The 22674-nt window shown below is 65.8% G+C and carries 16 protein-coding genes; 3 read left to right on the top strand and 13 right to left on the bottom strand.

The features are described from left to right. The first annotated feature begins 64 nt into the window (after nucleotides 1-64). Nucleotides 65-799: an ABC transporter substrate-binding protein gene (locus L810_RS01485; RefSeq protein WP_021156574.1), complete on the top strand. Its 735-nt coding sequence runs from the start codon at nucleotides 65-67 to the stop codon at nucleotides 797-799. 95 nt (nucleotides 800-894) lie between these two features. On the opposite strand, the gene L810_RS01480 is transcribed toward L810_RS01485, so the two are convergent. From L810_RS01480 to uvrA, 11 genes are all read right to left on the bottom strand, one after another. Next, the gene (locus L810_RS01480; RefSeq protein ID WP_021156573.1) at nucleotides 895-3612 is read right to left on the bottom strand and encodes a TonB-dependent receptor; all 2718 of its coding nucleotides are present in this window, start codon (nucleotides 3610-3612) and stop codon (nucleotides 895-897) included. A gap of 347 nt (nucleotides 3613-3959) precedes the next feature. After that, nucleotides 3960-5318: an MFS transporter gene (locus L810_RS01475; protein WP_021156572.1), complete on the bottom strand. Its 1359-nt coding sequence runs from the start codon at nucleotides 5316-5318 to the stop codon at nucleotides 3960-3962. Further along, entirely contained in the window at nucleotides 5311-6021 is a 711-nt protein-coding gene (locus tag L810_RS01470) for a hypothetical protein (protein WP_021156571.1), read from the bottom strand. The genes L810_RS01475 and L810_RS01470 overlap by 8 nt, the downstream gene beginning before the upstream one ends. 2 nt (nucleotides 6022-6023) lie before the next feature. Beyond that, the gene (locus L810_RS01465; RefSeq protein ID WP_051392124.1) at nucleotides 6024-6827 is read right to left on the bottom strand and encodes a 2OG-Fe(II)-dependent halogenase WelO5 family protein; all 804 of its coding nucleotides are present in this window, start codon (nucleotides 6825-6827) and stop codon (nucleotides 6024-6026) included. 46 nt (nucleotides 6828-6873) lie between these two features. Then, complete coding sequence (locus L810_RS01460; protein WP_226193276.1) at nucleotides 6874-9258, bottom strand: TonB-dependent receptor plug domain-containing protein; 2385 nt, start codon at nucleotides 9256-9258, stop codon at nucleotides 6874-6876. A 752-nt stretch (nucleotides 9259-10010) separates the two neighbouring features. Beyond that, nucleotides 10011-10442 carry an ExbD/TolR family protein gene (locus L810_RS01455; RefSeq protein WP_042972778.1) on the bottom strand — a complete coding sequence of 144 codons (432 nt, stop codon included), beginning with the start codon at nucleotides 10440-10442 and terminating at the stop codon, nucleotides 10011-10013. 12 nt (nucleotides 10443-10454) lie between these two features. Further along, complete coding sequence (locus L810_RS01450; RefSeq protein ID WP_021156566.1) at nucleotides 10455-10877, bottom strand: ExbD/TolR family protein; 423 nt, start codon at nucleotides 10875-10877, stop codon at nucleotides 10455-10457. A 12-nt stretch (nucleotides 10878-10889) separates the two neighbouring features. Further along, complete coding sequence (locus L810_RS01445) at nucleotides 10890-11825, bottom strand: MotA/TolQ/ExbB proton channel family protein (protein WP_021156565.1); 936 nt, start codon at nucleotides 11823-11825, stop codon at nucleotides 10890-10892. A 69-nt stretch (nucleotides 11826-11894) separates the two neighbouring features. After that, nucleotides 11895-12590 (bottom strand): energy transducer TonB, encoded by a 696-nt coding sequence (locus tag L810_RS01440; protein WP_021156564.1) that lies wholly within the window; start codon nucleotides 12588-12590, stop codon nucleotides 11895-11897. A 108-nt stretch (nucleotides 12591-12698) separates the two neighbouring features. After that, nucleotides 12699-13739 carry an LLM class flavin-dependent oxidoreductase gene (locus tag L810_RS01435; protein ID WP_021156563.1) on the bottom strand — a complete coding sequence of 347 codons (1041 nt, stop codon included), beginning with the start codon at nucleotides 13737-13739 and terminating at the stop codon, nucleotides 12699-12701. A gap of 875 nt (nucleotides 13740-14614) precedes the next feature. Next, the gene (gene uvrA / locus L810_RS01430) at nucleotides 14615-20515 is read right to left on the bottom strand and encodes an excinuclease ABC subunit UvrA (protein WP_021156561.1); all 5901 of its coding nucleotides are present in this window, start codon (nucleotides 20513-20515) and stop codon (nucleotides 14615-14617) included. Between the two features lie 256 nt (nucleotides 20516-20771). On the opposite strand from uvrA, the gene L810_RS01425 reads away from it, so the two are divergent. Together L810_RS01425 and L810_RS01420 are read left to right on the top strand one after the other, a co-directional pair. Further along, nucleotides 20772-21155 carry a c-type cytochrome gene (locus L810_RS01425; protein WP_042972777.1) on the top strand — a complete coding sequence of 128 codons (384 nt, stop codon included), beginning with the start codon at nucleotides 20772-20774 and terminating at the stop codon, nucleotides 21153-21155. 212 nt (nucleotides 21156-21367) lie between these two features. Beyond that, nucleotides 21368-21751, top strand: coding sequence for a hypothetical protein (locus tag L810_RS01420; RefSeq protein ID WP_042972776.1), 384 nt, complete (start codon nucleotides 21368-21370; stop codon nucleotides 21749-21751). Nucleotides 21752-21861: 110 nt separating this feature from the next. Here L810_RS01420 and L810_RS01415 read toward each other — a convergent pair whose 3' ends face one another. Then, nucleotides 21862-22188, bottom strand: coding sequence for a high-potential iron-sulfur protein (locus tag L810_RS01415; RefSeq protein ID WP_021156559.1), 327 nt, complete (start codon nucleotides 22186-22188; stop codon nucleotides 21862-21864). Nucleotides 22189-22327: 139 nt separating this feature from the next. Next, the gene (locus L810_RS01410; RefSeq protein WP_021156558.1) at nucleotides 22328-22669 is read right to left on the bottom strand and encodes a cytochrome C oxidase subunit IV family protein; all 342 of its coding nucleotides are present in this window, start codon (nucleotides 22667-22669) and stop codon (nucleotides 22328-22330) included. Nucleotides 22670-22674: the final 5 nt, after the last annotated feature.

The raw sequence follows: 22674 nt of genomic DNA, 5'->3' as shown, positions 1-22674 counted from the left end.
TGTCGTGCTTCGACTCGCATCGACACGCCCGGAACCCTGACCCTACGACCGCAACGAGCCACCCATGCCTCTCGCCCCTTCCGTCCTCTCCGCGTTCACGCCAACCGGCAAGCTGCGCGCGTCGATCAATCTCGGCAACCCGATCCTCGCGAACCGCGACCCCGAAACCGGCGAACCGTTCGGCGTGTCGATCGACCTCGCGCGCGCGTTCGCCGAACGCCTGTCGGCCGAGCTGGAACTCGTGGTGTTCGACACCGCGGCCAAATCGGTGCAGGCGCTGACCGACGAGCGTGCCGATTTCGGTTTCTTCGCGGTCGACCCGCTGCGCGGCGAAACGGTCGCGTTCACGGCGCCGTACGTGCTGATCGAGGGGTTCTATCTCGTGCGCGACGCGTCGCCGATCCGCACGAACGCGGACGTCGACCAGCCTCACAACCGCGTGACCGTCGGCAAGGGCAGCGCGTACGACCTGTTCCTCACACGCGAGCTGAAGGCCGCGCAGATCGTGCGTGCACCGACGTCGCAAGCCGTCGTGCAGACCTTCGTCGACCAGCAGCTGGAAGTCGCGGCGGGCGTGAAGCAGCAACTCGAAGCCGATGCGGCGAAAACGCCCGGCCTGCGCCTGCTCGACGAGCGGTTCATGGTGATCCGGCAGGCAATGGGCGTGCCGAAGCGTCGCGGCGAAGCCGCCGCTGCGGCACTGAACGCATTCGTCGAGGAGATGAAGGCGTCGGGCTTCGTCGCGGATGCGCTGCGACGGCACGGCATCAGCGGCGCATCCGTCGCGCCGCCGGGCTGATCGCAAGCGGCTCGGCAGCATGACCGGCGGCGGCAAGCCGCCGCGCGGCGCGTGAGCGTCGGCGCGCTGCCGTTCAAAGGCAAACGCAACGACCCTCAGAACCGGTACGTCGCCCCCACCTGCGCAAATCGCCCGACGTACGTATAGAGCGACGAATCGTAGCCGGTCGGCCCCGCCATCCACACCGGATCGAACGGCGGCTTGCGATTGAAGAGGTTGTCGATCCCCGCGTACAGCGTCCAGTGCTTGAATCCCGTATAGCCGATCATCAGGTTGAACTGGCTGTACGACGCAACACCATCCGCCATGCCCGGGTACGTGCCCGGCGCGAGAATGGCCTGCGCGTAAGGGCCGACATAGAGCCAGCTCAGGGTCGCGTTCCACTGGTGATGGTTCCAGCTCAGGTCAGTGTTCCCTTTCCAGCGCGGGGAGCTGCCGCCGAACGGCTGGTGAAGTGCGCCGTTGTTGCCGGCGTAATCCCTTTCCACGCCGCCAACCGGCATCTTGAAGTGCCACATGTACGCCCAATCGCCGGACAACGTGAAGGTGCCGATTTTCGTCGCGACCGTCTGGCGGAACGTGGCCTCGAAGCCGTCGGTGTCCAGCGACGACAGATTGCGATACGGCAGCGTGACATAGGCGATGCTGCCGTTGGCATTGCGAACCACCTGCGACGGATCGTTCTGATTGACCACGACCTGCACGTCGTCCGTGCCGATCACGTTGTCGATATGAATCTTGTACCAGTCGAAACCGATATCGGTGGTACGCGTCGGCGAAAACTGGAAGCCGACGTTATAGTTCTTCGTGCGCTCGGGCTGCAGGCCGCGATTGCCCGCGCGAATTTCCTCGACGATGTTGTACGAACCCGGATTGTTCGGATCTCGCGCATCCACCACGCCTTGCGAGCCGAACGTCCGCGACGACGTGTTCTCGATCAGCGTCGGCGCACGGAAGCCGCGATTGTACGAACCGTACAACGTGAGTTCCCGCACCGGCTGAAAACGCAGCGCGAACCGCGGCGAAAACGCGCCGCCGAAATCGCTGTAGTGATCGTAGCGGCCCGACTGGCTGAACGTCAGCGTCTTCAGCAGCGGAATGTCGAGCTGATAGTAGACGGCCGCGACATTGCGCTCGCCGTCGACGGACTGGATCGACGGCGACGTCAGCTGGCCGCTCGCCCAGCCCGCTCCCGTGCCGATGTACTGGCTCTGATGCATGAACTGCGCGCCGAGCCCGAGGCCTACGTTGCCCGTCGGCAGCCTGAACAGGTTCGGGCTCGACAGCGTCGCATCCAGCACGCCGAGCTTCGTGATCGCCTGGTTCGACGTGCTCTGGTAAAGGCCGTTCAGTCCGTTCGGCGTCGCGGACGGGTTGGAGAAATCGAACGTGCCGTTCCGGATGATGTTCGTCAGCGCGCTGGCGCTCATCTGGTTCGAATAGTTCTGCGAGACCGTGTCCTGCGAATGCGCATACGACGCGCTCCAGTCCCAGTCGCCCGCGGACGGCACCGCGAACGTTCCCTTCACGCCCGTCGCGGCGCGCCAGTAGTTCGAACTGACATGCACCGACTGCGACGCCGGAAACGCATAGCGCAACTGCGTCGGCACGCCGAACGGGTTGTAGGGATTACCTGCCGGCACGACGTTCGATACCAGCGCTACGCTGCCCGTCGCCGGATCGTAGGTCTGCGTGCTGGTCGTCAGGCGGCCGACGCCCCGGTTCGCGACCGTCGTGTTGTTGCTCTCCCACAGATCGGCGAACGCCTGCATCGCGTCGTCGATCCTGAACTCGCCGTGCAGCTTCGCGCTCAGGCGCTCGGTCCACGGCGAGAGCGACGACGCGCCTGCCGTGTTGCGCTGGCAGATCGTGCCGCCTGCGCCAAACGATTGGGAATTCGCGTTGCCGGGTGCGACCTTGCCGCCATACGCACAGGGGTCGAGCGGCACGTTGCCGTTCGCCCTCGCCCAGTACGACGTCGACTGGTTGGACAGGCCGCCGGGATAGTTCGAGAAATTCTGGTTCTCCGTCATGTTCCGGTCGGAAGCGAGCACGCCGTTGTTCTTGTAGTAGCTGAGCGCCGCCGTCACGTTGAAGCGATCCGCGTTGATGTCGCCGAAGCCGCCCAGCAAGCCGAACCGGGTCGTGCCCGCGCCGCCGCCGCCGTTCGTCGCGCCGCCGTAGCTGCCGGTCAGCTCCAGGCCCCGATAGTTCTTCTTCGTGATGATGTTCACGACACCGGCGACGGCATCGGAGCCGTACTGCGACACCGCGCCCGTCTTGACGATCTCGATCCGGTCGATGATGTTGAGCGGCAGCGTGTTGAGGTCGAAGAACTGATCGGTGCCGTTGGCCGCGTACGCATACGGGGCGGCGCGCTGGCCATCGATGAGCACCAGCGTGTATTTTTCGCTCAGCCCGCGCAACGCGATCCCCGATCCGCCGACCGCGAAGTTGGCCGTCGCGGTCGAGCCGTCCCCCCAGCTGCTCGATGAATTGGCCGTCACGCTGCGCAGATAGTCCGCGACCGTCGTATGGCCGCTGTTCACGATGTCCTTCGCCGTGATCGTCTGGACTTGGTTGAAGCCGACCTTGTCCGCACTGCGGATCAACGACCCCGTCACTTCGAAACGCTTGACCGTCAGCGCGTCGTGCGCGCTCGATGCCGGCAACGCCGGCGCCGCGGGCACGGCCACTGCCGACGCCGGCGCGTCGGGTGCCGGCTGCGACTGCGCCCATGCGGACGCTCCCGGTACCGCCGTGGACGCGCAGAACCACGCTGCGGCAATCCCCCTCACCACGCTTTGCTTCATCTTTTTTCCCGCCCACAATCGCCGGCCTGGCCGCGCGTATTCTTTAAACGGTATCTATTTAGATATCCGAATTCATTTTCGAAAATTAGATCGTTCCGGCTCGACGAGGTACCTGCCACGTTTCGGGCACCGTGCACGATTTCACGTCTGACCGGGTCGCGTGGACGCCGCACGGGAATCGCCCGCGGCGTCAGGTCGACGTTGTCTCGAAAGCGCGCATGCGCGAGCGCGCCCCGCGCGATCCAGGCCGCGCGCCTGTCGGGCAAGACGACGGATGCCCGGCAACCGCCCGGACATCCGCCTGCTTTCGATGGGAACCCGTTTGAGCGATGCGACTCCGGCGCCGGTCAGTCGATGGCCACCGCCACCGACTCGCGCGACAGCACGTGGTACAGCGCGCCGGCGGCGAGGATGATGGCCGCGAGCGCCAGCATCAGCGTCTGGTAGCCATGCCGGAAATCGCCGACCTGCCGCATCAGGAAGATGGCGAACGCAATGCCGCTCGCGCCGCCCACGTTGTGCACGGTCCACGACGTACCCATCGCCACGGCCGCCTTTTCACGCGGCAGCGCACCCAGCGCCACCAGCGTCGAGGGCCCGAGTATCGCGCCCCAGCCGATGCCGAACAGCAGCAGCGGCACGACGAACCAGGCTGCGTCAGGCTGCCCCGCGACGATCGACAGCAGAACCGACGCGACGACGAACAGCGACAGGCCGGTCACGATCACCCGCGACGGGCCGAGCCGTTCGCTGCGGCCGCCGATCCAGGACGACGCAATGGAGAACGTGATGGTCGCCGGCAGCAGATACAGCCCGATGGTGATGTCGCTCTTGTGGAGCTGGGTCGAAAAGAAGATCGGCAGGGTGAGCAGCACGATGCAGTAGAAGAACGCGAGAAAGAACGTCGCGAGCAGCGCGGACAGGAACCTCGGTTCGCGGAAGAAATGAAACTCGACGATCGGGTCGCGCGTGCGCAACTCATGCCAGACGAACAGCGCCAGCGCGACGAGCGACACCGGCAACAACCAGAGATTGAGCCCGCCGCCGTCGACGGAAAGATAGCTGACGAGCGTGGTCAGGCCGACGACCAGCAGCAGGCACCCCGTCACGTCGATGCGCTTGCGCGCCTGCACCTTGAACTCCGGTATCGCCCAGGCGCAGAGCGCCAGGCTGATCGCGATGAACGGAATGTTGATCAGGAACGCGTCGTGCCAGTCGAGCGCGCCGGCGAACAGGCCGCCGATGATCGGGCCGAGCGCCAGCCCGACGCCGTTGGCGCCGAACAGGATCCCCAGCGCCTTGCCCTGTTCGTTCTCGTCGAACGTATAGCTGACGATCGCGCCCGATACCGTGTACAGGATCGCGCAGCCGATGCCCTGCAGGAAGCGGAACCCGACCAGCAGCCAGAACTGATGCGCGATACCGGCCAGCAACGAAGCCGCGCCGAAGATCACGAGGCCGACGATCAGCAGCTTCTTGCGGCCCAGGTTGTCGGCCAGCGTCGCAACCGGCACCATGAACGCGGACAGCGCGACCATGAAGATGGACGTGATCCACTGCGTCGTCTGGATCGGGATCGAAAAGTCGCGGCCGATCGCCGGAAGAATCGTGTTGACGACCGTGAGATCGATACATCCCAGGAAGCTCGCGATACAGATGCCGGTCAGCCCGACGTATTTCCGAACCTTGCTCGATGAATTAGTCATGCGCCAGTGCCTCGGTTTCCTCGTCTGCGTGCGACTGCGACTTTTTCTTGAACTTGACCGCCAGCCAGTTGGCGCGGGCATCGCTCCCGTTCTGCACGAAAATCTCGCGGGTCTTGCTCATCGCGGCGGTCATCTGCTTCGGGTAGATGATGAAATCGATGCCGTCCCGCGCCCACATCGGCATGATGATCGGGCATTCCTCGAGAATGTAGAAGAGCGAGCGATAGAACGCGTCCTCGTGTTCGCGGGTGCCCTGCACGAGCCCGTTCCGCTCCGCGAACACGCCGATGGTGTCGTTGATCGCATAACGGTATTCGGGATTCGAGTAGTACTCGTTCGTGATCATATGGTAGTACTGCGAATAGTCGTCGCGGCGCAGCAGGTCATCCCATCGCAGGATCTCGCGCCGCATCGACAGTTTCGCGAGGGTTCCCTCGTGGTCCCGCAGCCACGCGTCGCCGCGGTCGCGGCTTTTCTGATAGTTGCTGCGCGCGGAGCCGGTCGCATAGTTGTGGCGCTGCAGCGTATCGGCCACGCCGATCACGCATTGCCCGAACCCCGCCACGTTGATCTTGTCGACGGTCGCCGCCAGCTTTTCGCCTTCGTGATATTCCTTGCCGACGCTGATCAGCAGCAGTGCCGTCTTGCCGACGTACTCGTGTGCCTGAAATTTTCCTTGTGCCTGCAATGAAACCTTGTACATGGTCAGCTCCAGTAAACTAAGGGTTCGGTAACGGATTTGATGCCGACGAAGGCACTCAACGTGACCCGGTCGGTGCCCCGGACGGGGCGAACCGCGTGGATGAAACGCGGATTCAGGAAGATCAGGTCGCCCACCTCCGGCTTGATCACCAGGTCGGGCGCGCCCACCTGCTCGCGGCCGATCCCGTAGTGGCGATCGCCCTTGAGCGCTTCGTATTCGCGCGCATCGGGTGCGACGCGCCAGAGTTCCAGCTCGCCGCCTTGCGGCGGCACCTGCAGATAGATGTTGGCCGACAGCTGATACTGCAGCGCCCATCCGGTGCCTGCCGGCAGCGTCCATTCCAGGTTGTCGATGTGCGGCTCGAGATCCACGCCGGGCGTCAGGTAGCGGCACACGCCGACGAAGCACTTGCTCCCGTCCACGCTCAGCAGCCGTGCCCCTTCGGGCCACGCGTCGTCGAGCAGCGTGCGGAACCGGTCGACCGGCGACGCCAGCTCGCCGAACAACGTCCGAACGCGCTCGATGTTGGCGCGCGCATGCCGGTGATACGCCTGCCGCACCTCTTCGGATCGCACCTCCGCGTACGCGATGCCGAGCCGCGTAAATTCGGCTGCGTGACCCAGCGCGCCCCGGTCGGGATGGGCGAACAGCTGCTCCTCCGCTCGCCGGACGACCGCCGGCGGCGTGAACGCACGAATGCGTATCGCGAGCGCATTGCCTCTGCACAAATCGAGAATGTGATCGGCGCACAGCGACGTTTCGTCGACGTCGATCACTGCATGGTCAACCTCTGCCGGTCGGTTCATGGCGTGATGGAATGAAGGAGTGAAGGAAGTAAGGAAGCCACGCGCATCAGAGCAGGTAGCGGGCGCGCAGGTAATAGAAGCCGCCGTTGATGCCGATCGGCGACGACACGATGTCGTACTGCGTGCCCAGGAACTGGTTCTCGGACGGCAGCTTGCTCGGGTACACGTTGAACAGGTTGTTCGCGCCCACCGCAATTTCGAACTTGCGTGTCATCGCGTAGCGCAGCTCGACGTCGGTGACGTATCGCGCCGCGTTCGTGAAATGCGCGAAGCGCGTCGTCGAAAATGCATTCGGGCCGCTCCAGTAGCTCTCTTCGCCGGAGGTCGTGCCGTAACGCGTTTCATGCAGGCTGAGCGCCCATTTGTCACGGTGCCAGGTGCCGCCGACGATGATCTTGTTCTTCGGCGTCGACGACGTGATGTAGCCGACCTGCTGCGCGTTCAACAGCGTGTTGCCGTTGGTGTCGCGGCCCACGCTCGTCACGCTCGTCGTGTTGAAGTTGATGCCGAGATCCCAGTCGACGCTCCCCCACCTCGCGAAGTTGCTGTGATACGTGGCCAGGATGTCGAGGCCGCGCGTGCGCGTATTCACGCCGTTCGTGAAATAGTTCGCCGTCACCGACGGCAAGCCCGCCGGCAACGTGATGCCGGCCTGCGTCAACGCATCGATCGCGGCCTGTCCGCTATAGGTGCCGCCCTGCACGATCCGGTCGCGGATGTTGATCTGGTACGCGTCGATCGTCACGTTCAGGTTCGGCAGCGGGTTGAGCACGAGCCCGATATCGAAGTTGGTCGACTTCTCGGGCTTGAGCGGCGTCGCGCCGAGGTTGCGTGCGGCCTGCGAGTTCGGGGCCAGTTGCCCGTAGGCGGAAAGCGGCGAGATGTTCAGGTTCGTGAAGTACTGCTGCGCGAGCGACGGCGCGCGAAAGCCGGTGCCGACGCTTCCGCGGACCGCGATGCGCGGCGTGATGTCGTAGCGCGTCGAGACCTTGCCGTTGGTCGTGCTGCCGACGTCGTTGTAATGCTCGAAGCGCCCCGCGAGATCCACCTGCCAGTTCGGCGCGAGCCGGGTAGCGAGATCGATGTAGGTGCCGAGCACCTCGCGCGATTTCGACAGCGCACTGAGCGGCGACAGGCCCGGCAATGCCTGGCTGCCCGCACCGTAGGTCGACGCGGGATCACCCGCGCCGACCGTGTAGCTTTCGTGGCGATGCTCGGCGCCGACCGACACGTTGAGCGGCGCGGGCAGCAGCGGCAGGTGGAATGCACGCGACAGGTCCAGGTTGTTGGTCCACTGCGTGTTCGTGAAGGTCGACAGGCGGAAGCCGGTCGGCGTCGATCCGGTCGCGGCGAACAGGCTCGTGTTCGCCGAATTGACCATGCCGATGCCGATGTTGTCACGGCCGTAGGTCGAACTGATGTCCCATGCCCAGCCGAGCAGCCGGTCGCCTTTCACGCCCGCGGTCAGCGAAAAGTCGTTTTCGTTGATCGTTTCCTGCGGCGTGAAGCCGTTCGGATAGAGCGCGGGCAGGACCGACGGCAACCGGTAATTCTGGTAGCTGCCGCCGCTCCGGTGCGCATACGTGCCGAAGCCGTACAGCTTCGCGCCGCCTTCGAGCAGGTAACCCGCGTTGAAGGCGACCGATTCCCGCGTGCTGGCAGGCGACCCGAGAATCAGATTGTCGTTCCGGCCGGTTCGCGGATCGGCACCGGTTCGCACCGTGTGATTCTGCCGGTTGTATTCGGCGCTCAGGTCGACATAACCGGCATCGCCGAGCCTCAGCCCGATGGTGGCCGCATTGTTCTGCGCGAGGCCGTCGCCCTGATAGGTCTGGCCGGTCGTGTTCGACACCTCGCCACCCTGGTAATTCGACTTGAGGATGACGTTGATCACGCCGGCAATCGCATCCGAGCCGTATTGCGCAGATGCGCCGTCACGGAGAATCTCGACATGGTCGATCGCCGTGACCGGGATCAGGTCGACGTCGACACCGGTCGATCCTTGCTGCGGCCCGCGGTTCAGCGACACATTCGCGGTCGAATGGCGGCGCTTGCCGTTCACGAGCACCAGCACGTAATCGGGGCTCAGCCCGTGCAGCGTCAGCGCGCTGGTCAGGTTGCCCGCATCGCCGCGCATCGCCTGGCGCGCGATCGACGGCGAGAGCTGGACGAGTGCGTCGCGCAGGTTGCCCTGCCCGGTGCGCCGCAATGCGTCGCCGCTGATCACTTCCACCGGGGCGGCGGCATCGCGCACTTTGCGCGCGCTTTCGCGCGTGCCGGTCGTGACGACGACGTCCTGAACGGTGACGACGACGTCCCGGGTATCGCCGGCAGGCGCCGGTTCCGGCTTCGTGCCCTGTGCCCACGCGGCGCTGCCGGCGGTAATCCAGCAGGCGGCCAGCGCCAGCGAGCGGCAACGGGGGATCCTCACGCGCGCGATGTCGTTTCTCTGATCAACCACTTCAAGGCCCTCATTTCAGCGAGCCGCGAAGTATCGTTTCATTCTCGCGTCACGCTTCTCGTTTGTTTTGATATCAGTGCGTGACGAATCATCCTCCTGGTGTAATCGTTTGTTAAATAACAAATACGCATTTTCATTTATCAATTCATCCGACAATTAGCGGCCTTGCGCACGATTACGCAATCACGCAGAAAATGTTGCGATTGCGTGGCGAATGGAAATGGCGCCGGTTAAATCGGCAGATATTGACGATGCCCGATTTGAATAATTAAAGGGAATATGCGCACGTTTGTGAAATATCGATTTCGCTCGACAAGCTGCGCATTGCATGTCCGAACCGATGGGCCGGAAAGTATCGTGACGATGTCGACATCATTGCGATGGCGGAACGATCGCAGCCCGGCGGCCCCGCTCCGCTTCGAGCCGTCTCCGCTGATGGGGGTGGCCGGCTTAGGAGGAAAGTATCGGTTTCTCGATGCGAATGGATGGCCGGTCGCCCGGCGTATCCGTTTGCAGCGTGGCAGGTGATCTGCTCGTGCGGAAGCGCCGGGCCTGGGCAACACGTTTGCGTCACCCGGCCGGCAAATGCGATTCACGCGGGGTTGCGCGAAGTTTCGTGACAGTGCGGCGATTGCGCATGCAGCGGCACCCGAGAGGATCGCGCGATCGCGTGCGACCCGGCGGGATACGACTCGATCCACGCCATCGTTCTTTCGAGCCGCTCACTCCATGTACTGCTCGTTGCCGATCAGGCCGATCTTCGTCGCGCCTTCGCGCTGGGCCGAGGCCAGCACTTCGGCCACCGCCTTGTACGGTGCGGACTTGTCCGGGCGCAGCCGGATCTCGTCCTGGTCGGCCTCGGCCGCCACCGCGTGGAACTTCGCATCCAGCGCGGCCCCGCCGCTCACTGCCGCGCCGTTCCAGTTGACTGCCCCGTCCGCACCGATGTCGATCTGCACCACCTGGGGCGGATGCGGCGGTGGCGGCGGCGTCCCCACCGGCAGGTTCATCTTCACCGAGTGCATCTGGATCGGGATCGTGATGATCAACATGATCAGCAGCACCAGCATCACGTCGATCAACGGCGTGGTGTTGATGTCCACCATCACGTCCGGCTCGTCCTTGCTCCCTCCGGAGCCTACGTTCATACCCATCGTTCGAACTCCCTAGCCCCCGCGCGCGGGCGGCTGCGTGATGAAGGCGACCTTGACGACCCCGGCCCGCTCGCATGCCGCGACGACCCGGCCGATGTACTGATACGGCGTCGCCTGATCGCCGCGCACGTGCACGTCCGGCTGCGGCGCCTGCGTCGAAATCTCCTTCAGCCGCGACACCAGCGTCGGAAGGTTCACATGCTCGGTGCCCCAGAAAAGGTCGCCCTGCCGGTTCACCGCGATCTCGATGCTTTTCGGCTGGGTCTGCAGCGGCTGGACGCGCTCCGCCGGCAACTGCACCTGGATCGTGTGCGTCACCACCGGGATCGTGATCAGGAAGATGATCAGCAGCACCAGCATCACGTCCACGAGCGGCGTCGTGTTGATCGCCGAGATCACCTCGTCGTTGTCGTCACCGCCGACACTGATTGCCATGACGCGCCCCGCTTACGACTGAACCGCCAGCGCCTGCGGCGACTGTGCCGCCGGCGTCGCGATGCGGCCCGCCGCGCGCCTGCCGCCCGCGAGCAACACCGTGTGCAGTTGCGCGCCGAAATCGCGCACGCGTTCCATCACGGACTTGTTGCGACGCACGAGGAAGTTGTAGCCGAGCACGGCCGGCACGGCGACCGCCAGGCCGATCGCGGTCATGATCAGCGCCTCGCCCACCGGGCCGGCAACCTTGTCGATCGACGCCTGGCCCGCGATGCCGATGGCCGTCAGCGCGTGATAGATGCCCCACACGGTGCCGAACAGCCCGACGAACGGCGCGGTGGAGCCCACCGTGCCGAGAAACGCCAGGCCGTCCTGCAGGCGGTTCGACACGCTGGTGATCGAGCGCTCGATGTTCAGCTCGATCCAGGTGTTGCGGTCGACCGAATCGAGCAGCGCGGTGTCGTGGTGCTCGCCCGCCTCGATCGCATTCTCGGCGATGAAGCGAAACGGCGACGTATCGTCGAGCTGGGCGGCACCCTCGGCCAGCGTCGGCGCATTCCAGACCTGCTCGTCGGCCGACTTCGCGCGGCCGTTCGCGCGTGCCTGCTCGATGAACTTGGTGACCATGACGTACCAGCTGCCGAGCGACATCACCACGAGCAGCCCCAGTACGAAACGCGCGACGAAGTCGCCGTTCGCCCACAGCGCGCCCAGGCCGTACGGGTTCTCGACGGTGGCCGACGTCGCGGGTTCGGGCGGCGGCACTGCATGATCAGCCGCACTTGAGGCAGCCGGTGCCGCCGAGGTCAGTGCCACGCCGGAGGTTGTCTGGCTCGCGGATGCCGGCGCTTGCTGTGCAAGCACGGCTTGCGGGGCGATCAGCGTGCCGCCGATGCCGGCCGATATCATCAGACTTGCCGCGACTGCGGCGCGAAAACGCTTGTTCATAAGGACTCCGTATGCGTCATGTGTCGATTCGAAAAACCGGCCCGGTCGAACGGCTTGCCGTGGCCTGCGTCAATTCAGGTTGAAGGAAAACGGTACCCGCACACGCACGGATTGCCCCTGGGCGATACAGTTGAAGCGCTTGACCGCGTTGAGCGCCGCACGATTGAGCACCGGGTCGGCCGGCTGCGCGACCCGCAGGTTCGTGACGCGGCCGTCCGGATCGACGGTGAATTCGACGGTCACGTCGCCCGTGATGTTGTTGTCCTGCGCCTCCGCCGGGTAGACGATCGACGACCGCACCTCGTCCGAATTCGGGCAGACCACACCGATCTCGCGATTCACCGGCTTGGCAACCGGCACGGGCGCCGGCGCGGGCGGCGCCTCGTGCACCGGTGCGCTCGGCGCGGGCACGTCCTGATGCGTGATGGTGGCGGGCGGCGCGGCCTGCACGTGCACCTCCGGCGGCGGCACGAACGGCGGCGGCGGCGCCGTCACCCGCGGCTTCGACACGACCTTTTCGACCGGCTTCGGTGGCGGCGGCGGAGGCGGCGGCTTCACCGATGCGATGATGCGTGCCTCGATCGGTTGCTGGACGATCTGGACGACCCGGGTCGCGAGACCGTTCACGAGCGCCCAGATCAGGACGAGATGCAGCGCAATGGCGATCGCGATGCCGCCGAAGCGGCGTACCGGATGCGTCTGCTTGTTGCCGAAGCGGCGCGGGCGGCCGATTGCCGCGAGCCGGGATGGAGAAGCGGTGGTCATGTTCGGTCCAGTTGCAACGAGATCGAAGGTGCGGCGTGCCCGGCGGCATCCGGTCCGTCGCCGACTCCGATCACGTGCGCCATTCGATGGAATGTCATGTCGATCGCATCAGGCCGCGGCGGGCTCGCGTCGGTCAACCGGCTGCCACCCGAGTGCCGGGGCGATACGCGTGATGAAATCGTCGAGGATCTGCCGGTAGTTCTCGAACGGCAGGTCGTAAGGCAATTCGAGGCGCAGCTCCCGCACCTGCCCGACCACCGGGTCGGCCAGCAGCCGCTCCACGATCTCGTCCGAGCTGCCGACGAGATCCGGCGCGAACAGCGTGCGCCGCTCGCCCTGCGGCGCCAGCGTGCGGGCGTGGCGCGCGTCGGCAAATGCGCGATAGCGTTCGCGCTCCTTCGCGCTCGCGCCGTCGGTCGGGACGATCACACGCCCCAGCGCGATCCGCGGTTCGTGAGCTTCATGCCAATGGTCGCGATACAGATCCAGTTGCCGCAACTGGGCGTCGATATGGCTATCGGTGCCCTCGCCCGTGGTTATATTGCCGATCAGCAGGTTGAACCCGTTCCTGGCGGCCCATTCGATCGAGCGCCTGGAACCGCCCCCGTACCAGAGTCGCCCCGTCAGGCCCGGCGCAAACGGGCTCACGCGAGGCCTGACCCGCCCCGCAGCCGATTCGACGAACGTGTCGTCGTCGCCGAGCCAGTCGCCGGCGAGATTGCGGCGCAGGCGTGCCACACGCGCATGCGAGAAGTCGACGAGATCCGGATCGGTGTCGAACAGCCGCTCGCCCAGCAGCGCGCCGTGATTCGGCGCGCCCGCGCTGAGCCCGACATTGAGCCGCCCGCGCGAGAGCACGTCGACGGTGGCGAGATCCTCGGCCAGCCGGAACGGATTCTCGTATCCCATCTGGATGACCGCGGCGCCCAATCCGATCCGGGTCGTGCGCTGGCTCGCCGCCGCGAGAAACGTGGCGGCCGACGACACGGCGCGCTCGAGATGACGTTGCCGCACCCACGCGCTGTCGTAACCGAGCGCCTCGCCCGCGCTGAACAGTTCGAGCGTCTGCTCGAATCCCGCCGCCGCGTCTTCACCGGCGTAATTGCCCGGTGTCAGGAAGGCAATGTGATCAATGCGGACGTTGCTCACTTTCGTATCCTTCGTCATTGGGTCTGTCTGGTGGTACACGCGCCGCGCGCTGTCGGCCCGGGATCTGCCCGATCCGCCTGTCGACAGGCATGACGTACGACCGGCACGGCACCATCGACCGGAACGCGCGCGTTCACCTCTTTGGCGATCGGTTTTTTATCGGGGATCGAAAAAAGGAAACGAGACATCGAACTCAACCTCGCGAATGGCCGGGCTGACCGGATTCAAACTTTCATGAAAAAGCGTCGAACAGGCAGGCAATCTCGGATGTCGATTATGGAGAACGTGCGACTGACCCGTTGCAGTCATTTCTTCTATGGATATGACGCGCGCATCAAAACAGATAGCGCGTGCACACATAATGAAAATCGAGATTGATTCAGGCGTGGCCGTACAAACCCGGGCAGTCGCACAAGGGGAACGTGCGATTCATGCGCCCGCGATAATGCGGCCCGGAAACCTGGACGATGAAGAAGAGAACCCGACCGTCACACCCGACGGGGTTCGATGCAAAGGTGCTGCACTTGAAACGCCAAAGGCAAGCGGACGCTGGCCGCTCTGGCGCAACGATTCGACGCGCAGCCGAACCCGATCACGCAATGGATGCGACAGCGCAGAAACGCGTGGGGGATATGTTTCAACTGACGGGCACGCAATCGAGCGAGCGATCGACAGACCTGACGGCGCCGCATGCAGGAATGGCGCCGGTCTACACCAGAAAACGAAGCTCCGATAGCGCGAGGCTTCGCGCATCGGAAGCGGGGTAACGGCGCCACACCGGAGCCATTACCCCACGGCTTGAAAGAACAGAACCGAGCCCGTTAGCCAGGAGGCAATCCCCCTGGCACCGGTGCCGTCAACACGAAGTGTCGCGCTCACCCGACCCGCGCTTCTCCCTCGCGCTCGGCTTCCCCTTCGCCCGTGCCCGTGCCCGTTCGCGCGAGCACCGGCTTGAGCGCCTGCCCCGTATGGCTCGCGCGCACCTGCACGAGCGCTTCCGGCGGCGCCGCCGCGACGATCGTGCCGCCGCCCACGCCGCCTTCCGGCCCGAGATCGATGATCCAGTCGGCTTCCGCGATCACGTCGAGGTCGTGCTCGATCACGACGACGCTGTGCCCCGCATCGACGAGCCGGTGCAGCACGCGTATCAGCTTCGCGACGTCCGCCATGTGCAGGCCGACCGTGGGCTCGTCGAGCACGTACAGCGTGTGCGGCGCCTTCTGGCCGCGCCGCGTGATGTCGTCGCGCACCTTCGTCAGCTCGGTGACGAGCTTGATGCGCTGCGCCTCGCCGCCCGACAACGTCGGCGACGGCTGGCCGAGCGTCAGGTAGCCGAGGCCGACATCCTTCATCAGCTGCAACGGATGCGCGATGTTCGAGATCGGCGCAAAAAACTCCACCGCCTCGTCGATCTCCATCGTCAGCACGTCGCCGATGTTCCGGCCGCGCCACGTGACGGCGAGCGTCTCCGGGTTGAAACGCTGCCCGTGGCACACGTCGCACGGCACCTTCACGTCGGGCAGGAAGCTCATCCCGATCGTGCGCACGCCTTGCCCTTCGCATGCGGGGCAACGCCCGTCGCCGGTGTTGAACGAGAAGCGCGACGCCGTGTAGCCGCGCGCACGCGCTTCCAGCGTATCGGCGAACAGCTTGCGGATCGTGTCCCACACGCCGATATAGGTGGCCGGACACGAGCGCGGCGTCTTGCCGATCGGCGTCTGGTCGACTTCGAGCACGCGGTCGATCTGCTCCCAGCCGCTCAGCGATTCGCAGCCCTGCCACGCATGCGTGACGTTCAGCGACGGCCGCGGCGCACTGCGCGCGAGCACGCTCGAACGGCGGTTGGCGGCCGGCGCGTCCTGCTGCGCGGCCTTGCGCGCGCGGCGCGTGGCCGGCGACGACAGCACCGAGCGGCCGACCGCGTCGAGCAGGTTCGTCATCAGCACGTCGCGCGCGAGCGTCGACTTGCCCGAACCGCTCACGCCCGTGACCGCGACGAGCCGCGCGAGCGGAATGCCGACCGTGACGTCGCGCAGGTTGTGCAGCCGCGCGCCGTGCACGGTCAGCCAGGCTTCCGGCACGGCCGCGCCGCCCTTCCTGCCCGGCAGGCTCACGCTGCGGCGTGGCTGCAGCGGATGCGTCATCGGCTGCGCGAGCAGGCGGCCCGTCACGGAATTCGGCTGCGCGGCCAGATCGGCGACCGCGCCCTCGGCGACCAGCGTGCCGCCGCGCTTGCCCGCGCCCGGGCCGACGTCGATGATGTGATCGGCACGGCGGATCGTGTCCTCGTCATGTTCGACGACGACGAGCGTGTTGCCCTTGTCGCCGAGCTTGCGCAGCGCATCCAGCAGGATCTGGTTGTCGCGCGGATGCAGGCCGATCGTCGGTTCGTCGAGCACGTAGCAGACACCCTGCAGGTTGCTGCCGAGCTGCGCGGCGAGCCGGATGCGCTGCGCTTCGCCGCCCGACAGGCTCGGCGCCGCGCGATCGAGGCTCAGGTAGCCGAGCCCGACTTCCTCGAGAAACGCGAGGCGGCTGCCGATCTCGCTGACGATGTCGCGCGCGATCTGCGCGTCGCGCCCCGTCAGCTCCAGCCCGTCGATCCAGCGGCGCGTGTCCGACACCGTCCATTGCGCGACCTCGACGATCGGATGCGCGTCGAACGTCACCGCCCGCGCGGACGGGTTCAGCCGCGTGCCGTTGCAATCCGGGCACGGCTCGTTGCCGACGCCTTCCGGTTCCTGTTCGTCCGACGGCAGCGTCTGCTCGCGGCCGCGATCGTCCCCGGCGAGCACCGTGTCGTCATACGCGGCGCGCTGTTCGCGCGTGAGCGTGACGCCGGTGCCGACGCAGGTCGTGCACCAGCCGTGCTTGCTGTTGTACGAGAACATCCGCGGGTCCAGCTCCGGGTAGCTCGTGCCGCACACCGGGCACGCGCGCTTGACCGACAGCACCTTGACCGTGCCGACCCGCGCGGTCGAATGATCGTTCTGCATCGCGTCGTGCAGCCCGTCGAGCGGCGCGAGCAGATGCATCACGCCCTTGCCGAGTTCGAGCGTCTCGTCGAGCACGCGTCGCAGTTCGGCTTCGTTGTCGGGGGACACGACGATATCGGCGACCGGCAGCTCGATCGTATGCTCGCGGAAGCGGTCGAGCTTCGGCCACGGATCGACCGGCACGAACTCGCCGTCGACGCGCAGATGCGTGCTGCCGCGCGCCTTCGCCCACTTCGCGAGATCCGTATACACGCCCTTGCGGTTCACGACGAGCGGCGCGAGCAGCCCGACGTGTTCGCCGCGATGATCGCGCAGCAACTGCGCGGCGATCGATTCGACGGATTGCGACGTGACCGGCGTGCCGTCGTGGATGCAATGCTGCAGGCCGAGCTTCACGTACAGCAGCCGCAGGAAGTGCCACACCTCGGACGTGGTCGCGACCGTGCTCTTGCGCCCGCCGCGCGACAGCCGCTGCTCGATCGCGACGGTCGGCGGGATGCCGTACACCGCGTCGACCTCGGGGCGGCCGGCCGGCTGCACGATCGAGCGCGCATACGCGTTCAGCGATTCGAGGTAACGGCGCTGGCCTTCGTGGAACAGGATGTCGAACGCGAGCGTCGACTTGCCGGAACCCGACACGCCGGTGATCACGTTGAACTTGCCGTGCGGAATGTCGACGTCGAGCGCCTTCAGGTTGTGCTCGCGCGCGTTGACGATCCGCACGACGTCCTCGCCTTCGATCGCACGCCGCTCGCGCGCCGCGTTCAGCACGGCCTGCAGCGGCTTGCCTTCGTCGGCGAGCGCCATGTCGGCGTCCATCGCGCGTTCGTACTGCAGCAGCGCCACGCCGGTATGCGATTCGGCGCAGGCTTTCACGTCGTCGGGCGTGCCCGCACACAGCACGAGGCCGCCGCCGTCACCGCCTTCCGGGCCGAGATCGATCAGCCAGTCGGCCGCGCGGATCACGTCGAGGTTGTGCTCGATCACGATCAGCGAATGGCCGGCCGCGAGCAGCTTGCCGAACGCCTGCATCAGCTTCGCGATGTCGTCGAAGTGCAGCCCGGTGGTCGGCTCGTCGAACATGAACAGCTTCGCCCGCGCGATGCGCGCCTCTTCCGTGACGACCCGGCGGCCGTTCACGGCCGCCGCCGATTCGGCGAGGAAGCCGGCCAGCTTCAGGCGCTGCGCTTCGCCGCCCGACAGCGTCGGCACCGGCTGGCCGAGCTTCACGTATTCGAGACCGACGTCGACGATCGGCTGCAACACGCGCAGCACCTCGGCGTCGGTCGCGAAGAACGCGGCCGCTTCGCTGACGGTGAGATCGAGCACGTCGGCGATGCTCAGCGCGCGGCCGTCGCGCTCGATGCGCACTTCGAGAATCTCCGCGCGGTAGCGGCTGCCGTCGCAGTCCGGGCAGCGCAGGTAGACGTCGCTCAGGAACTGCATCTCGATGTGCTCGAAACCCGAGCCGCCGCAGGTCGGGCAACGGCCGTCGCCCGAGTTGAAGCTGAACGTGCCGGCGCCGTAGCCGCGTTGCAGCGCGAGCGGCGCCTTCGCGAACAGCTTGCGGATCTCGTCGAACGCGCCGACGTAGCTCGCCGGGTTCGAACGGGTGGTCTTGCCGATCGGCGACTGGTCGACGAACACGACGTCGCCCACCTGGTCGGCGCCCGTGAGGCTGCGGTACGCACCCGGCGACTCGGTCGCCTTGCCGTGGTGCCGCGCCATCGCCGGATAGAGCACGTCCTGCAGCAGCGTGGACTTGCCTGACCCCGACACGCCCGTCACGCAGACGAGCCGCTGCAGCGGAATCTCGACCGTCACGTCGCGCAGGTTGTGTTCGCTCGCGCCTTCGAGCACGATGCGCGGCGTATTCGCGTCGACCACCCGGCGCGCCCAGTTCGACGCATGCGCGACCTGCTTGCGGCCGCCGAGATACTCGCCCGTCAGCGTGTGCGCCGAACGGATGTCGGCCGGCGTGCCGTCATAGACGATCGTGCCGCCGCGCTCGCCCGGGCCGGGCCCCATGTCGATCAGGCGATCGGCCGCGAGCATCACCGACGGATCGTGTTCGACCACCACCAGCGTATTGCCCGCGTCGCGCAACCGCTGCATCGCCTCGACGATCCGCGTGAGATCGCGCGGATGCAGCCCGATGCTCGGTTCGTCGAGCACGAACAGGGTTTTCGTGAGCGACGTGCCGAGCGCCGTCGTCAGGTTGATCCGCTGCACCTCGCCGCCCGACAGCGTGCGGCTCTGCCGGTCGAGCGTCAGGTAGCCGAGCCCGACGTCGCACAGGTATTTCAGGCGCGTGCGCACCTCGGCGAGCAGCAGCTTCAATGCGTCGTCGAGCAGCGCGCTCGGCAGGCTGATGTCGTCGAAGAAGCGGCGGATGCGCTCGATCGGCAGCAGCATCAGGTCGTGCACCGTCAGGCCCGGCAGCGCCTCGAGCTGCGCGCGGCTCCAGTCGACACCGCGCGGCATGAAGCGGCCGGCCGGCGCGAGCACGCCGTCGGCGTTCTCTTTCGAGCCGAGCCGCCACTGCAGCGATTCCGTCTTCAGGCGCGCGCCGCCGCATACGTCGCACGGCGTGTAGCTGCGGTATTTCGACAGCAGCACGCGGATATGCATCTTGTACGCTTTCGACTCGAGATAGCCGAAGAAGCGCTTCACGCCGTACCACTGGCTCTGCCACTTGCCGTTCCAGTCGGGCGAACCGTTGACGACCCAGTCGCGCTCGGCGTCCGACAGCTCGGACCACGCCACGTCGCGCCGGATGCCGGCCTTCGCCGCGTAGCGCATCAGGTCGTCCTGGCACTCTTTCCACGCGGGCGTCTGCATCGGCTTGATCGCGCCGCCGCGCAGCGTCTTGCGCGCGTCGGGAATCACGAGGCCGAGATCGACGCCGATCACGCGGCCGAAGCCGCGGCACGTTTCGCATGCGCCGTACGCCGAATTGAACGAGAACAGCGCCGCCTGCGGCTCCGCGTAGCGCAGGTCGCTGTCGGGATCGTGGAGCCCGGTGGAGAAGCGCCAGATCAACGGCTCGGCCGTTGCGTTTTCCGCGTCCGCGGCCAGCACGTATACGTTCACGCGGCCACCGCCGCGCTTCAGCGACGCCTCGATCGCCTCGACCACGCGCACCTTGTCGGCCTGCTGCACGCGGAAGCGGTCGGCCACCACGTCGAGCACCTTGCGCGGCCCGGTGGGCGACGCGACCTCGCGCTGCGCCTGCACGCGCGTGTAACCGCTCGCGGACAGCCACTGCGCGACTTCTTCATCGGACGCCGTTTCGGGCAGCTCGACCGGGAACGTGACGACGACGCGCGGATCGTCCGCCTGCGTGCGCGCGACGAGCTCCGCGTAGATCGTCTCCGGCGTGTCGTGCCGCACCTGCCGCGCGGTCTTGCGGTCGAACAGCTCGGCCGCGCGCGCGTACAGCAGCTTCAGGTGATCGTTCAACTCGGTCATCGTGCCGACGGTCGAGCGCGAACTGCGCACCGGGTTGGTCTGGTCGATCGCGATCGCGGGCGGCACGCCGTCGACCCGCTCGACCTGCGGGCGGTCCATCCGGTCGAGGAACTGCCGCGCGTACGCGCTGAACGTCTCGACGTAGCGCCGCTGGCCTTCCGCGTACAGCGTGTCGAACACGAGACTCGACTTGCCGGAGCCCGACGGGCCGGTGACGACCGTCATCTCGCCGGTGCGCAGGTCGAGATCGAGGTTCTTGAGGTTGTGCTGACGTGCTCCGCGAATGCGGATCAGATTGCTGGATGACAATTTGCCTGCCCGTCTGAATGAGTTAACCAGAGTGCCCGGTGCCGGAACGCTGCGGCGGATGCCCGCAGGCGCGGCGCACGCGCCGCAAGGGTTGCACCTGTGCGGCCCGATTTCGACGGACACTATACTGTACATTCATACAGTTTTCCATGACGACCCTGAGGGCGGCATGGGATGGCGGTTGGAGGCGCGGCCCATTCCGCGATAACGCGTTTATACTCCCCGGCCGGGCAATCCGCGTGATACGACAAGGAAAATGAAAGCAAGAACATGGCTCATCACTTCGCTGGGAGCGTGGGTGTTGACTCAGCCTTCACTCGCCTTCTCGCAAAACATCAACGGAAAAAATCTCTTCATACAGAGATGCGCGATGTGCCATGGCGCAGATATCAAGGGCACCGGGCCATTGGCCGGAAAAAGCAATCCCCCCACGCCCGACCTCACGACTGCCGCGTTCAAGAAGCGGCTCCATGATTATCCAGGCGTCATCGTTTCATCGGTAATACTTCGCCCGAACGGGGACCTGATTCCGAGAACCTTGCGGGAGAACGGCGTCAAGCTGGCGCCGCATGCCTGGACCGTTCAGGATTTTCGCGACCTGAATCAATACATGAGCGACGTGATTTCCAGCAGCCGATGATTCCGTGTCGACCGGCTGACCGCTCCGGGTCGTTTCGAGCCGGTAACATACCGCCGACGAGCTATCCGGCGGAGGCATCCCCCTTCCGAAAATGGTGCCGTTGCCCGGGTCGGACTTCGGCACACAAGCCGTGTGTTGCGCCATCCGGATCCAACGTACCTGCCCGGGTGCAGCCCGTGCGATGATGCGCGCTGACCAACATGAGAGATGGAATGACGACTACCTTCGACGAGGCGACAACGGCGGCGATCGCCGCGTTTGCCGAACTGGATTTCTACACGGCCGTGCAAGCGATGCGCGCCGAAGCCGACTACGACCGCGAAATAGACCAGTGGATCTCGCGCTACATCGACGAGCACGGCGGCGGCGCGGACGACGCGGAATACGACGCGTTGCACGCGCAGGCCCAGGCAACCCCGGAATTCGCGCAGTTCGTCGATGGGGTTCGCCGGGAAATCCTGGAATACTTCGACGTGACCGACGATCAACTGGACTGGATGGTCCAGTTGCGCAATGACGACAGCGACGCGCTTTGGGCGGAAGTCAACCGGCAGCGGACCGCGCTGGGAACCGGTGAAGTGCGCGGCGATCTCTGACCCTTGCCTGCCATCCGGATTTCGCGTCGCGCCGGGCGCGTGGCTCGAGTCCGATCAGTCATGGAGGGCCGGGCATCACGTATCCCGGCCACCCGCTCGCCCCTGCCCTGCTACGCCTTTTTCGCGTAAGCGCCGCACCAGCCTTTCGCATTGACCTGCTTGCCGCCGAAAATGGCGCACGGCGCCATCGGCGCACCGGTCTTGCCCTGGAAGAACTGGCAATTCGCGCAAGCCTCGCCCGCCTGAAATTTCGGGAATTTCGCATGGTCGACCCGGCTTGCATCCGTCTTGTAGCCGAGGGCCTGGGCGTTTGCATCCGTTTCCTGCACGGCACCGGCACCGGCCGCGGCATCTGCCGCGGCCGCGCGGCGCCCAACGGCCAGCGCGGATGCCAGAACGGTGGTGGCAGCAATAAAACGTCGGCGTGAAAACTTCATCTTGCCCTCCTCGATGTTTGCGTGGCCGGATGACCGGCTCCTTCGACGCCACGACGCCGCCCGGCGCACAACCGCGGCCCGTCACCGTGCCCGTCGCGCCGCGACACGTTCATCCCCTGCGAACCGCCTTGCGAAGGAATCAGCGAAAAAACAATTCCCGCATCCCGAACGTGTGATGCGCCTCGGCCGCCATCAGCACCATGAGCACCAGCAGGCACAGCGGCGGCACGAGAATCGCGTACACCAGCGCCAGCCGCTCCCACATCATGTGCATGAAGACCGACACGATCAGCCCGGCCTTGGCGATCATCAGCACGACGATCAGTACCCAGCGCAACAGGCCCTGCACGTTGAAATAGTCGACCAGGTACGACAACGTGCTCAGCACGAACAGCAGGCCCCAGATCTTCAGGTAGAGGCCGATCGGATGCTGCTGGCCGTGCGCGGCGTCGGGTCGATCGGCGGGATCGGTATGGTCCATGGCCT

The organism is Burkholderia sp. AU4i (assembly GCF_000466765.1).
Taxonomy (GTDB): Bacteria; Pseudomonadota; Gammaproteobacteria; order Burkholderiales; family Burkholderiaceae; genus Burkholderia; species Burkholderia cepacia.
The sequence above is the reverse complement of the archived record's forward strand: the minus strand, read 5'-3'. Positions and strand labels throughout refer to the sequence as shown.

Bases quoted from the DNA above. Each gene is read 5' to 3' on its own strand.
- L810_RS01485 (WP_021156574.1), top strand. From the start codon at position 65: ATGCCTCTCGCCCCTTCCGTCCTCTCCGCGTTCACGCCAACCGGCAAG.
- L810_RS01480 (WP_021156573.1), bottom strand. From the start codon at position 3,612: ATGAAGCAAAGCGTGGTGAGGGGGATTGCCGCAGCGTGGTTCTGCGCG.
- L810_RS01455 (WP_042972778.1), bottom strand. From the start codon at position 10,442: ATGGGTATGAACGTAGGCTCCGGAGGGAGCAAGGACGAGCCGGACGTG.
- L810_RS01465 (WP_051392124.1), bottom strand. From the start codon at position 6,827: ATGAACCGACCGGCAGAGGTTGACCATGCAGTGATCGACGTCGACGAA.
- L810_RS01475 (WP_021156572.1), bottom strand. From the start codon at position 5,318: ATGACTAATTCATCGAGCAAGGTTCGGAAATACGTCGGGCTGACCGGC.
- L810_RS01440 (WP_021156564.1), bottom strand. From the start codon at position 12,590: ATGACCACCGCTTCTCCATCCCGGCTCGCGGCAATCGGCCGCCCGCGC.
- L810_RS01410 (WP_021156558.1), bottom strand. From the start codon at position 22,669: ATGGACCATACCGATCCCGCCGATCGACCCGACGCCGCGCACGGCCAG.
- L810_RS01470 (WP_021156571.1), bottom strand. From the start codon at position 6,021: ATGTACAAGGTTTCATTGCAGGCACAAGGAAAATTTCAGGCACACGAG.
- L810_RS01450 (WP_021156566.1), bottom strand. From the start codon at position 10,877: ATGGCAATCAGTGTCGGCGGTGACGACAACGACGAGGTGATCTCGGCG.
- L810_RS01425 (WP_042972777.1), top strand. From the start codon at position 20,772: ATGAAAGCAAGAACATGGCTCATCACTTCGCTGGGAGCGTGGGTGTTG.
- L810_RS01420 (WP_042972776.1), top strand. From the start codon at position 21,368: ATGACGACTACCTTCGACGAGGCGACAACGGCGGCGATCGCCGCGTTT.
- L810_RS01415 (WP_021156559.1), bottom strand. From the start codon at position 22,188: ATGAAGTTTTCACGCCGACGTTTTATTGCTGCCACCACCGTTCTGGCA.
- L810_RS01445 (WP_021156565.1), bottom strand. From the start codon at position 11,825: ATGAACAAGCGTTTTCGCGCCGCAGTCGCGGCAAGTCTGATGATATCG.